Origin of the sequence: Cobetia sp. 10Alg 146, from assembly GCF_029846385.1 — a bacterium.
In the GTDB taxonomy this organism is placed as follows: domain Bacteria; phylum Pseudomonadota; class Gammaproteobacteria; order Pseudomonadales; family Halomonadaceae; genus Cobetia; species Cobetia marina.
Map to the genome: position 1 here is coordinate 20,853 of NZ_JARWKT010000005.1, position 13,220 is coordinate 34,072.

The window sequence follows — 13,220 nt, forward strand, 5'->3', positions numbered from 1 at the left end:
GAGGTGATCATGGAACGACACGGCACGTCCTCTCGGAAAGCTGGGGCATGGCCTCATGCTACACCTGCCGCCAGCCTCCCCCTATCCCGACGGCTCGCGTCCCGCCAACGCTACTGCCACGTGTCCTGCCGGCGAGATGCACTCAGGGCCCGATACCGGGAAGGTACGGGCCCTGAGCGTCTCGACGTGACTCGCGCCTTTCGCCTGCGGTCAGACGACCTTGCCGCGTGAACCAGCAGGCACATAGATGCGCGCGGAGGCGGCATCTCCCAGCCAATATCCCGAGAAGATGCCATACAGCCCTGCCGCCATCAGGCCGCCGATGAACAGCGTGAAGTGGGTGATGTCACCCAGCGGCAGGAAGCTGATGACCAGCGTCACCGCCGAGGAGGCCAGCAACGCCTTGACCGCCGCGACATTGACGCCCTTCTCGAAGAAATACTCTCCCTGCGCGCTGTCGGTAAACAATGCCCGGGTGTTGATGCCGCCCTTGTGGATCAAGTAGTGATCGAACAGGATCACGCCATACACCGGACCGATGGCCGCGGCGAGAATGCCCACGGTGTACTGGATGATTTCCGGATTGTTGAACAGATTCCACGGCGTGATGAAGATGGAGCCGACGGCGGCGAGCATGCCGCCCATGCGCCAGCTGATGCGCGACGGCGCCACATTCGAGAAATCGAACGCCGGTGACACGAAGTTGGCCACGATGTTGATGCCGATGGTCGCCAGCACCAGGGTCAGGATACCCAGCGCCGCCGCGACACCGTTGTCGATGCGCGCGACAGTCTCCATCGGGTCATGCAGCATCTCGCCGAAGATGGGCTGGGTGCCGGACACCACTACCACGGTGATGACGGCAAACAGCAGGAAGTTGACCGGCAGGCCCCAGAAGTTGCCACGCTTCACGTCACCAGGCGTGGCGCAGTAACGCGAGAAGTCACCGAAGTTGAGCGTCGGACCCGCGAAGTAGCCCGCCACCAGGGCCGCGGCGATCACCATCTGCCACAGGGCATCACTGCCGGAGAGTGTCTTGCTGCCCAGCGTGAAGCTGATGTTGTCCCAGCCGGCCTGCCAGACGATCCAGCCCGCCAGCGCGAACATCACCACATAGACCGCCGGCCCGGCGAAATCGATGAAACGGCGCACCGCGTTCATGCCCCACCAGAACACCAGCGCCTGCAGCACCCACATGAACAGGAAGCAGTACCAGCCAAGCTGCGAGAGGCCGAGGTACTGGACCTCGGTCAGCCCCTCCAGCGACGGCACGTAACGCAGCAGCACCAGCATCAAGGCATGTGCCGCCAGATACGTCTGGATGCCGTACCACACCACCGCGATCAGCCCGCGGATGATCGCCGGGATATTGGCGCCATAGATGCCGAAGGACTGGCGGCAGACCACCGGAAACGGTACCCCCGTCTGCTGGCTGGGCCGCGAGACCAGATTGGCGAACACCTGCACCACCAGAATCCCCACCAGCATCGAGACCAGAATCTGCCAGCTGGCCAGGCCCAGGGTGAACAGACTGGCGGCGAAGACATAGCCACCGACACTGTGCACGTCGGACATCCAGAACGAGAAGATGTTGTACCAGTTCCAGTTCTGCTCGCAGGGCGCGAGGTCGTCGTTGATGAGCCGCTTGCTGGCGTTGCTCAGGTCAGGGGGAGTCTGGGGTGTCATTGTTGTCTCCAGAGGGGGCTTGGTGCCCGAGTGGACGTTCCGTCCGTGGGCCGGTCACGAGGCATCACGCCTCGCCATGCCTATCCCCCTATCAACAAGCATGCCAATGAAACACATGTTGCGGCTTTTCAATCTCCCAGCGTTTCCCCCAACCCCCGCTCTGCCTGCACCTCCTGCCAGTAGTGCCTCTCAAGCCGAAATCGCTGCCCCCTCAAGCACCATCGATTCCCCCTGAATTCGCCATATGCACCACCAGGGCGCACCAACGATGAAACGAACGTTGCTGAAGCGGTGATTGCCCGTCTGGCACGAATGCTGCTCACGTATTGACCATCCTGCTCGAACGTCTCACCCATCCCCGCGAGCCGAACCTCATCACAGGAGACACGCGCCATGTTGCGTCTCAAGGTCATCAATCCCAACACCAGCCAGGCGATGAGCCAGCAGATGGCGCACTCGCTGCAACGACAGCTCGCGGACGACGTCCGACTCGAGGTACTGACCGCCGAGCATGGCGCCCCCAGCATCGAGACAGCCGTCGAGGAAGCCATGGCGGTGGTCGCGCTGCTGAGTCTGATCGCCCGGGACAGGGAAGGCCTGCTGGACACGCCCCCCGCCGATGGCTATCTGCTGGCCTGCTTCGGTGACCCCGGCCTTGAGGCCTCCCGCGAACTGAGCCCCGTGCCGGTGATCGGCATCGCCCAGGCCGCCATGCACATGGCCACGCTGGCGGCACCCTCCTTTGCCATCGTCACCAGCATGACCAGCACGCTGCCGATGTCCGAGCAGCTGCTGGAGCGCTATGCGATGCGTCCGCTGTGCAAGGCGCTGCTGGCCTGTGACGTCCCGGTACTGGCGCTGTCCGAGGCACGCACTCCCCCGCAGGCGCTGCTTGAGAGCTGTGAGCAGGCCAGGGCGAGCGGTGCCGGCAGCATCGTGCTGGGCTGCGCCGCGATGGGCCCGCTGCGCGACGCCATCGCTCGGGATATCGGTCTGCCGGTGGTCGACCCGCTGCTGGCGGGACGGGATCTGCTGCTGACATTGATGCGCCAGCCCGCCGTCACCCGCGCGGCACCGGGCGGCGAGGCCAAGCCGCTCAGCGGCGTCTTTGCCCGGGGGCTGGCCGCCCTCTGACCCGCCATTGCGATGCCCTTGGCTTGCCTCTCTCGACAGCAACGAAAACGCCCCCTCACTGCTGTCAGTGAGGGGGCGTTTCTCTTGGCAGGCTCTGACTCAATGCTGGTCGTGCGGCGCCTCCGAGCGAGAGCGATCCCCGACGACTGCGGTCACCAGCTTGCCGATGCTCAGGCCCTGCACGAGGATCGAGAACAGCACGATGATGTAGGTGGTAACCACCAGCGGCTCGCGGAAATCACCTTCGGGAATCGCCAGGGCCAGTGCCACCGAGATGCCGCCACGCAGTCCCCCCCAGGTGAGCACGCGCGTGGTGCCGGCCCGGAAGGTATACCAGCGCCGCAAGATGCTCAGCGGAATGCCGATCAGCGCCAGACGCGAGAGCAGGATGACCGCCACCAGCGCCAGGGCGATGCCGATCGAGGTCAGGGTGATCGGCATCAGCACCAGCTCGAGACCGATCAGCACGAACAGCACCGCGTTGAGGATCTCGTCGACCAGCTCCCAGAAACCGTCCAGATAGCGGCGGGTGTTGTCGGACATGGCGCCATCACGCGCCATGTTGCCGATGATCAGCCCCGCCACCACCATCGCGATGGGGCCGGAGACGTGCAGCGCCGAGGCCAGCGCGTAGCCGCCCAACACCAGCGCCAGGCTCAGCATCACCTCGACCTGATACTGGTCGATGCTGCGCATCAGCTGATAGACCAGCGCCCCCAGTGCCAGACCGAGCAGAATCCCGCCGCCGGCTTCCTCGAGGAACAGGAGCCCCATGTGGCCGAGCTCGACCTCACCGCTGCCCGCCGAGGCCGCGCTCAACAGCGCGGTGAACAGCACCACCGCCACGCCATCATTGAACAGTGACTCGCCGACGATGCGGATCTCCATGTCGGCAGGCGCCCCGGCGCTGCGCATGATGCCGAGCACGGCGATCGGGTCGGTGGGCGAGATCAACGCGCCGAACACCAGGCAATACAGGTACGGCACCTCGATGCCGGCCCACTGGAACAGCCACCAGGCGGCGGAGCCGATCACCAGGGTCGAGACCAGCACGCCCAGCGTGGCCAGCAGGCCGATGGAGCGGCGATAGGCCTTCAGACGCGAGAGATCCACGTGCAGCGCACCGGCGAACAGCAGGAAGGACAGCATGCCGTCCATCAGCAGGCTGTTGAAGTTGATGCGCCCCAGCCAGTCTTCCGCGATGTCGGCCACGACGGTGGTCACTGCGAAGTGATCCAGCCCGATCACGCCGAGTGACAGCACCAGACCGATGGCCATCACGCCGATGGTCGGGGGCAGGCGCAGGACCCGGTGGTTGAACCACATGCACACGGCAGTGATGGTAATGAACAGTGCAGCGAGATTGAGCATCCGAAAACGATCCTTTGCAGTGGCGCCGATACCCTGGCGGGCATGACGTCCTTGTCATTCGTCTTTCATACGAGCTGGTGTGGTGAGCCACTCGCGTGGCCAGCAGCGCTGATCGTGACTGCCAGCACTGGCCGTGACTACCAGAGATCGCCGTGACGTTCACGGTGACAGAGATAGAGACGCAGCTCGAACTCACGTTGATGATACTCCGGCTGCATGTGACAGCAGAGTCGATAGAACGCCTTGTCGTGGGCCTTCTCGCGCAGATGCGCCAGCTCATGGACCACGATCATGTTCAGCAGCGGCTCCGGCAGGCGCCGAAACAACGACGAGATGCGGATCTCGTGCTTGGCCTTGAGCTTGTTGCCCTGCACCCGCGACACGAAGGTGTGCAGCCCCAGGGCGTTGTCGATGACGTGAATCCGGTCGTCATAGATCACCTTGCTGATCGGCGCCGAGCTGCGCAGGTACTGATTCTTCAGCGCCATGGTGTAGTCATGCAGCGCACGGGCCCCCTGCAACTGATGAGGCTCGGAATATCTAGCGAGAAAGAAGGCTGCCGTCTTGCCCGACGCCAGCAGTTCACTCGCCTGCTGTTGGATCTCGGGGCCGTAGCCCTTGAGATAGCGTAGATCAGCCACTGGGCCTCTCTCCTGTTGCTGTCCCACAAAGGGTCAGACCTGCGTGTCAGTCGTGCAGAGACAGGAAAACCCGCCGAAGCGGGTTTTCCTGTCATGACACTGAGCCGGTGGGGGCGAGATGCTCCTCCCCTGCCAGGCCTGTCGAGCTGACGACCTTACAGGCCGGCAGCAGCCTTGAGGCCAGCGGCACGGTCGGTCTTTTCCCACGGGAAGGCGGTGAAGGTTTCGGTCTTCTTCTCGCCGGTCACGTCGGTCCAGCTGTAGCTGTGCTCGAACGGCTCACGACCGAAGTGGCCGTAGGCAGCGGTCAGCTGATACATCGGGTGCGCCAGATCCAGCATGGTGGTGATGGCATACGGACGCAGGTCGAAGTGCTCGCGCACCAGCTCGACGATCTTGGCATCGCTGATCTTGCCGGTGCCGAAGGTGTTGATCGAGACGGAGGTCGGCTCGGCGACACCGATGGCGTAGGAGACCTGGATCTCGCACTTGTCGGCCAGACCGCTGGCGACGACGTTCTTGGCCACGTAACGACCGGCATAGGCGGCGCTGCGATCGACCTTGGACGGGTCCTTGCCGGAGAAGGCACCACCACCGTGACGGGCCATGCCGCCGTAGGTGTCGACGATGATCTTGCGGCCCGTCAGACCACAGTCACCCACCGGGCCACCGATGACGAAGTTGCCGGTCGGGTTGATGTGGTATTCGGTGGTCTCGGATAGCCACTCGGCCGGCAGGACCTGCTCGATGATCTCGCGCTTGACCATCGCGCGCAGGTCTTCCTGGGAGACTTCCGGGTCATGCTGGGTGGACAGCACGACGGCTTCGACGGCGACCGGCTTGCCGGCTTCGTCGTAGCGGAAGGTGACCTGACTCTTCGCATCCGGACGCAGCCACGGCAGCATGCCGTTCTTGCGCAGTTCCGCCTGACGCTCCACCAGACGGTGAGCGTAGTGGATCGGCGCCGGCATGAAGGAGTCGGTCTCGTTGGTGGCATAGCCGAACATCAGGCCCTGGTCGCCCGCGCCCTGATCTTCCGGCTTGGTGCGATCGACGCCCTGGGCGATATCGACGCTCTGCTTGCCGATCAGGTTCAGGACACCACAGGTCTCGCCGTCGAAACCGACATCGGAAGAGGTGTAGCCGATGTCCGTGATGACACGACGTACCAGCTCCTCGAGATCGACCCACGCGCTGGTGGAGATCTCACCGGCCACGATGGCCACGCCTGTCTTGACGAGCGTTTCGCACGCCACGCGTGCCTGCTTGTCGCGCGCGATGATGGCATCGAGCACGGCATCGGAAATCTGGTCGGCAATCTTGTCCGGGTGCCCTTCGGACACGGACTCGGATGTGAAGAGTGAGTATTCGCTCATTGGTCCTCGACCCTCTTTTCGGATGCGGGGATGATTCGGCCACTGACGGCAGATGGCTGCTTGAGACCGAGTAGAAACACGCTTGCGGCGCACGTTGAGGACTGACACAGACGGCCCGGCCTCGGGGGGGCGAGTTTACACGCCACTTATGTGAGTGCCTAGCGCCATGCGGACTGCACGACGGCCGTTTCGAGACCTTTTTGCCACAAGAAGGACACCAACCGGCATAAGTCAGCAAGACGCATGGACGGCTGCGGGGCCCGGATGCGATTTGCCGCGCCCCGTCATCTCGGTGACAATACTGGCCCGGAGATCGCGTACGGGCGAAGCTTCGTACGCACAAGGTTCACGCGACGCACTGTCCTTTCCGGCGCGCTGCGCACCACAGGCAGAACGCCGTGATTCATTGCCACACTCTTGACGCCCCGCAGGCGAGGAGCTATTGCATGCCTTCCCGTTTTGACCTGGCCAACGCCATCCGTGCACTTTCCATGGACGCCGTTCAGAAGGCCAAGTCTGGCCACCCCGGCGCCCCCATGGGCATGGCCGACATCGCTGAAGTGCTCTGGAACGACCACCTCAAGCACAACCCGGCCAACCCGAACTGGGCCGACCGTGACCGCTTCGTGCTGTCCAACGGCCACGGCTCCATGCTGCTCTACTCCCTGCTGCACCTCACGGGCTACCAGCTGAGCCTTGAAGATCTGCAGAACTTCCGCCAACTGCATTCCAAGACCGCCGGTCACCCGGAATACGGTTATGCGCCGGGTATCGAGACCACCACCGGCCCGCTGGGCCAGGGGCTGGCCAATGCCGTGGGCATGGCGATCGCCGAGAAGACACTGGCGGCGCAGTTCAACCGTCCCGGCCACACCGTCGTCGACCACACCACCTGGTGCTTCTTGGGCGATGGCTGCCTGATGGAAGGCATCTCCCACGAGGTCGGCTCGCTGGCCGGCACCCTGGGTCTGGGCAAGCTGATCGCCCTGTATGACGACAACGGCATCTCCATCGATGGGGAAGTCGAAGGCTGGTTCACCGATGACACCGCCAAGCGCTTCGAAGCCTATGGCTGGCACGTCGTGGCCAACGTCGACGGCCACAAGCCGGAAGAGATCAACGCCGCCATCGCCCTGGCCAAGAGCCACGACGACAAGCCGAGCCTGATCATCTGCAAGACCGTCATCGGCTTCGGCTCCCCGAACAAGGAAGGCACCGAGTCCTGCCACGGCGCTCCGCTGGGTGACGACGAAGTCGCGGCGACCCGCGAGAAGCTGGGCTGGACCCACGCACCCTTCCACATCCCGGAAGACATCTATCAGGGCTGGGATGCCAGCGAGCGCGGCGCCAAGCTCGAGAGTGACTGGGATGCGCGCTTCGCCCGTTACGCCGACGCGCACCCGGAACTGGCCGCCGAGTTCACCCGTCGTCTGGAAGGCAAGCTGCCGCACGCCCTGAGCAGCGAGAAGATGATCGAGGACGCTCAGGCCGCCGGCGACAGCCCGGCATCGCGCAAGGCCTCCTTCGAGTGCCTGAACCAGCTCGGCCCGCAGCTGCCGGAACTGCTCGGTGGCAGTGCCGACCTCGCCCCGTCCAACCTGACCTTCTGGAAGGGCGCCCAGGCGATCACCCGCGAAGACTTCAGCGGCAACTACCTGCACTACGGTGTGCGTGAGTTCGGCATGGGCGCGATCATGAACGGCGCCGGTCTGCACGGCGGCTTCATCCCGTACGGCGCGACCTTCCTGATCTTCATGGAATACATGCGCAACGCCGTTCGCATGGCCGCCCTGATGGGTCAGCAGGCCGTCTACGTCTTCACCCACGACTCCATCGGTCTGGGCGAAGATGGCCCGACGCACCAGCCGATCGAGCAGCTGACCAGCCTGCGCACCACGCCGAACCTGTCCACCTGGCGTCCGGCGGATGCCGTGGAGACCGCAGCCGCCTGGGATGCGGCCATCAAGCGTCACTCCGGCCCGACCGCGCTGATCCTGTCGCGTCAGAACCTGCCGCACCAGAACCGCGACAAGGCCCAGCTGGCCAACATCAGCCGTGGCGGTTACGTGCTGAAGGACGCCGCCAACGGCCAGCCGGAACTGATCCTGATCGCCACCGGCTCCGAAGTCGGTCTGGCGATGGATGCCGCCGCCGAGCTGGAAGCCGCCGGTCGCGCCGTGCGTGTCGTGTCCATGCCGGCCACCGACCTGTTCGATGCCCAGGACGCGGAATACCGCGAATCCGTGCTGCCGTCCTCCGTCACCGCGCGCGTGGCGATCGAAGCCGGGCATCGTGACTACTGGTTCAAGTATGTCGGCCTGAACGGCGACATCATCGGCATGGAGACCTTCGGGGAATCCGCGCCGGCTGGCGACCTGTTCAAGCACTTCGGCTTCACGGTCGAGAACGTGGTCGAACGCGCCAACACGCTGCTGGGCTGATCACCGCCTGACTCACCCCGTCCATGACGGAGTGGGATGCAGATCGACGCCGCCGCCTCCCGATGGGAGCGGCGGCGTTTTCGTCTGTGCGACACTCGAGAAGCCCTCCACCGTCACCGGCTGTCGCCTGTAGTCGACGCGCTCCATGTCAGTCACAGCTTGATGACACGATTCATCCTGCATGAACGGTCATTCTCCGGCGATCCAGCCCTCGACAGACAGCGTGGATGGCGACTACACAACCCCTCCAGTTGGGTAGTGTGACTACGTGTTCTTAGACGAAAAAAACCAGAAATCAGGCGCTTGCGCGCCTTTCGCTCCCTCCGCCCAGCAAAGCGATGCGCTACCATGGACCCCCTGAAAAACACTCGGAACGAGACCTCATTGAGCCATCAGTCCCCTCTGCCCACCTCCGACGCCTCCCAGGAGGCCAGCATGCGCCTTCGCCAGGGGAACTCCCCCTTGCGAGTGGCCATCAATGGCTACGGACGCATCGGTCAGTGTGTGCTGAGAGCGCTGGTGGAACGTGAAGCACGTGGCGAGACGCTGCCACTGGAAGTGGTGGCGATCAACGAGCTGTCAGACCTGGACACCATCACCTATCTGACACGCTACGACACCACCCATGGCCGCTTCCCCGGCACGGTGGAGCAGCGCGACGGCCAGCTGGTCGTCAACGGCCATGCGATCAGCATCCTGTCCGAGGCCAATCCAGACTGCCTGCCCTGGCGGGCACTGGGGATTGACCTGGTCCTGGAGTGCTCCGGCAGCTTCAAGGACCGGGCCACCGCCGAGCGCCATCTGTCGGCAGGCGCGGGACGGCTGCTGTTCTCCCAGCCCGGCGATACCGACGCCGATGTCGATGCCACCATCGTGTGCGGCATCAACCAGTCGGCGCTGGCCCCCGCCGGGACAGGGCAGGACGCTGGCGGCATGCGCATCGTCTCGGCGGCGTCGTGTACGACCAATTGCCTGATCCCGATCCTCACGGTGCTGGAGCAGGCCTTCGGGCTGGAGCGTGGCGTCACCACCACGGTGCATTCGGCGATGAACGACCAGCCGGTGATCGACGCCTACCACCAGACGGACCTGCGCCTGACGCGCTCCGCGATGAGTTCGATCGTGCCGGTGGATACGGGGCTGGCCAAAGGCATCAACCGCCTGATGCCGCATCTGGAAGGACGCTTCGAGTGTCTGCACCTGCGGGTGCCGACCATCAACGTGTCCTGCATGGACATGTCCATCGAGGTGAAGCGCGACGTGAGCGCGGACGAGGTCAATGACCTGCTGCGCGAGGCCTGCGCACGACGCCTGCAGGGCCTGATGGGGTTGAGCGAGGAGCCGACGGCGTCCATCGACTTCAACCACGATCCGCGCTCGGGTATCGTGGATGCGACCCAGACCCGTGTTGCCGGCGGCCGGCTGATCAAGATGCTGTGCTGGTTCGACAACGAATGGGGCTTTGCCAATCGCATGCTGGACGTCGCCACCCATTGGCACGCCTGCGAGATGACAACGCCTCTGGCGACGGGAGCTCTCTCCACCGATTCACGACCAAGGAACCCGTCATGAACGTGCAAACGATGACCGCCCTCGACCTGTCAGGCAAACGCGTGCTGATCCGCGAAGATCTCAACGTGCCGGTTCGCAATGGTCAGGTGACCAGCGACGCGCGTATCCGCGCCAGCCTGCCGACCATCACGGCGGCCCGCGATGCGGGAGCGCGCGTCATGCTGATGAGCCATCTGGGCCGTCCCACCGAAGGGCAGCCGGAAGAGCAGTTCTCTCTGGCACCGGTCGCGGCACACCTGGGCGAGCTGCTGGGCAGCCCGGTGCGTCTGATCACCGACTATCTCGACACGGCACCGGACGTCGCCGAGGGCGAGGTCGTGCTGCTGGAAAACGTGCGCTTCAATGCCGGCGAGAAGAAGGACGATGAAGCGCTGTCTCGCGCCTACGCCGCCCTGTGCGACATCTACGTGATGGACGCCTTCGGCACTGCGCACCGCGCCCAGGCCTCCACCCATGGCGTGGCACGCTTCGCCCCGGACGCCTGCGCCGGCCCGCTGCTGGCTGCCGAACTGGAAGCCCTCGAGAAGGCACTCGCCGCGCCGCGCGCGCCGATGGTCGCCATCGTCGGCGGCTCCAAGGTCTCCACCAAGCTGGACGTGCTCAAGGCGCTGTCCGACAAGTGCCATCAGCTGATCGTCGGTGGCGGCATCGCCAACACCTTCATCGCCGCCGCCGGTTACAACGTCGGCAAGTCGCTCTACGAGGCTGACCTGCTCGATACCGCTCGCGCGCTGATGGACAAGGTCGAGATCCCGCTGCCCACCGACGTCGTCGTGGCCACCGAGTTCTCCGACAAGGCCGAGGCCATCGTGCGTGACGTTGCCGACGTGCGTGATGACGAGATGATTCTGGATATCGGCCCGGACACCGCCTCCCGCTTCGGGGCGCTGCTCAAGGATGCCGGCACCATTCTGTGGAACGGCCCGGTGGGCGTGTTCGAGATCGACCAGTTCGCCAACGGTACCGAGAAGCTGGCCATGGCCATCGCCGAGAGCGACGCCTTCTCCATCGCTGGTGGTGGGGACACCCTGGCGGCCATCGACAAATACGCTGTCGAGTCCCGCGTGTCCTACATTTCTACCGGTGGCGGTGCCTTCCTCGAGTACGTGGAAGGCAAGACGCTACCGGCCGTGGCGGCATTGGAAGCCGCTGCAAGCTGACCCGGGCTGCGCTCGAATGGCGCAGCGACAAGGTCCTCATCGACTGTCCCGGTACCCTGAGCCAGCCACATGCCCGGGGTACCCGGTAACTGGGTCACGGTAACAGGGCCATCCTCTGCCTGCGGCACAGGGTGGCCAGACGCTACTCCCTTTTCCATTCCCCAAGAAGACAGGTGATGTCATGGCATTGATCAGCATGCGCCAGATGTTGGACCACGCAGCCGAGTACGGATACGGCATTCCCGCGTTCAACGTCAACAACCTCGAGCAGATGCGCGCCATCATGGAAGCCGCCGACCACACCGACTCTCCGGTGATCGTCCAAGCCTCTGCAGGCGCTCGCAAATACGCCGGCGCGCCGTTCCTTCGCCACCTGATTCTGGCCGCGATCGAGGAATTCCCGCATATCCCGGTGGTCATGCACCAGGATCACGGCACCTCGCCAGCCGTCTGCCAGCGCTCCATCCAGCTGGGCTTCAGCTCGGTGATGATGGACGGTTCGCTGGGGGAAGATGGCAAGACCCCGACAAGCTACGAATACAATGTCGATGTGACCCGTCGCACCGTCGAGATGGCCCACGCCTGTGGCGTGTCCGTCGAAGGCGAGCTGGGTTGCCTCGGCTCGCTGGAAACCGGCATGGCCGGTGAAGAAGACGGCATCGGTGCCGAAGGCAAGCTGGATCACGACCAGATGCTGACCGACCCCGAAGAAGCCGCCGACTTCGTCAAGAAGACCCACGTCGATGCCCTGGCCATCGCCATCGGCACCTCCCACGGCGCCTACAAGTTCACCAAGCCGCCGACGGGTGACACCCTGTCCATCCAGCGCATCAAGGAAATCCACGCCCGCATCCCCGAGACTCACCTGGTGATGCACGGCTCTTCCTCCGTGCCGCAGGACTGGCTGGAAATCATCAACGAATACGGTGGCAAGATTCCGGAAACCTACGGGGTTCCGGTCGACGAGATCGTCGAAGGCATCAAGCACGGTGTGCGCAAGATCAACGTCGATACCGATCTGCGCCTCGCCTCCACCGGCTCCATCCGTCGTTTCATGGCCCAGAACCCGTCTGAATTCGACCCGCGCAAGTACCTGAAGGAATCCGTGAAGGCGATGCGCGACATCTGCATCGCACGCTACGAAGCCTTCGGTGCTGCCGGCCACGGCAGCAAGATCGACCCGATCAACCTCGAAGCGATGTTCGAGCGTTACCACCGTGGCGAGCTGGACCCGAAGATCAACTGATCTGACGGCCATGCGCACGACGGCATGAACGAAAGGCGGCCCGCAGGGGCCGCCTTTTTTTGACGCATCAGGGTGCCGCTGCCGACGCGCACGGGTATCCTTTCCTCAGACACCGCCGACAACGCATCATTTTTCTGGTACCGCAGGAGACATCATGGCCTCGCTCAAGGATCAACTTTCCGGGCTTGTCTATTCCACTGAACACGGCGCCACCTGCCCCGAATGCCGCCGCGCCGAAGCCGACTGCGAGTGCGCGGACCTCGCCGAGCGCGAACGGCTCGACAGCCTCGATGGCGTGGTGCGTATCCGCCGCGAGACCAGCGGCCGCAAGGGCAAGGGCGTGACCACCGTGAGCGGGATTCCGCTGGCGGAGAAGGAACTCAAGGCGCTTGCCAAGACTCTCAAGCAGCGGTGTGGCACCGGCGGCAGCCTCAAGGACGGTATCGTGGAGATCCAGGGCGATCACCGCGAGACGCTCAAGACCGAGCTGACGCGACGCGGCTATACCGTCAAGCTGGCCGGCGGCTGAACCTGCACGCCCCGGCATCCGTCTCATCAGACATCTCGGTTGGCGGCGTATCGCCGACCGCACA

Annotated in this window: 10 protein-coding genes; 6 read left to right on the forward strand and 4 right to left on the reverse strand. The window is 64.3% G+C overall.

Features of this window, described 5'->3' with window-relative positions; all coding sequences use genetic code 11:
- Positions 1–210: 210 nt before the first annotated feature.
- Positions 211–1,686, reverse strand: coding sequence for an NCS1 family nucleobase:cation symporter-1 (locus QD172_RS10140; RefSeq protein ID WP_136939542.1), 1,476 nt, complete (start codon positions 1,684–1,686; stop codon positions 211–213).
- A 393-nt stretch (positions 1,687–2,079) separates the two neighbouring features.
- On the opposite strand from QD172_RS10140, the gene QD172_RS10145 reads away from it, so the two are divergent.
- Complete coding sequence (locus tag QD172_RS10145; protein ID WP_279855705.1) at positions 2,080–2,820, forward strand: aspartate/glutamate racemase family protein; 741 nt, start codon at positions 2,080–2,082, stop codon at positions 2,818–2,820.
- 99 nt (positions 2,821–2,919) lie between these two features.
- Here QD172_RS10145 and QD172_RS10150 read toward each other — a convergent pair whose 3' ends face one another.
- The 3 genes from QD172_RS10150 to metK form a co-directional block, all read right to left on the reverse strand.
- Positions 2,920–4,191 (reverse strand): sodium:proton antiporter, encoded by a 1,272-nt coding sequence (locus QD172_RS10150; RefSeq protein WP_077379943.1) that lies wholly within the window; start codon positions 4,189–4,191, stop codon positions 2,920–2,922.
- Between the two features lie 137 nt (positions 4,192–4,328).
- Positions 4,329–4,832 carry a YgjP-like metallopeptidase domain-containing protein gene (locus tag QD172_RS10155; protein ID WP_279855706.1) on the reverse strand — a complete coding sequence of 168 codons (504 nt, stop codon included), beginning with the start codon at positions 4,830–4,832 and terminating at the stop codon, positions 4,329–4,331.
- A gap of 155 nt (positions 4,833–4,987) precedes the next feature.
- Entirely contained in the window at positions 4,988–6,208 is a 1,221-nt protein-coding gene (gene metK / locus QD172_RS10160; protein ID WP_077379939.1) for a methionine adenosyltransferase, read from the reverse strand.
- 446 nt (positions 6,209–6,654) lie between these two features.
- On the opposite strand from metK, the gene tkt reads away from it, so the two are divergent.
- From tkt to QD172_RS10185, 5 genes are all read left to right on the forward strand, one after another.
- Positions 6,655–8,649, forward strand: coding sequence for a transketolase (gene tkt / locus QD172_RS10165; protein ID WP_077379937.1), 1,995 nt, complete (start codon positions 6,655–6,657; stop codon positions 8,647–8,649).
- 435 nt (positions 8,650–9,084) lie between these two features.
- Complete coding sequence (locus QD172_RS10170; protein ID WP_279855707.1) at positions 9,085–10,221, forward strand: glyceraldehyde 3-phosphate dehydrogenase NAD-binding domain-containing protein; 1,137 nt, start codon at positions 9,085–9,087, stop codon at positions 10,219–10,221.
- Positions 10,218–11,381: a phosphoglycerate kinase gene (locus QD172_RS10175; RefSeq protein WP_279855708.1), complete on the forward strand. Its 1,164-nt coding sequence runs from the start codon at positions 10,218–10,220 to the stop codon at positions 11,379–11,381. The genes QD172_RS10170 and QD172_RS10175 overlap by 4 nt, the downstream gene beginning before the upstream one ends.
- A 181-nt stretch (positions 11,382–11,562) precedes the next feature.
- The gene (gene fba, locus QD172_RS10180) at positions 11,563–12,627 is read left to right on the forward strand and encodes a class II fructose-bisphosphate aldolase (protein ID WP_077379931.1); all 1,065 of its coding nucleotides are present in this window, start codon (positions 11,563–11,565) and stop codon (positions 12,625–12,627) included.
- Positions 12,628–12,781: 154 nt separating this feature from the next.
- Positions 12,782–13,156 carry a translation initiation factor Sui1 gene (locus tag QD172_RS10185; protein ID WP_084207732.1) on the forward strand — a complete coding sequence of 125 codons (375 nt, stop codon included), beginning with the start codon at positions 12,782–12,784 and terminating at the stop codon, positions 13,154–13,156.
- Positions 13,157–13,220 lie beyond the last annotated feature (64 nt).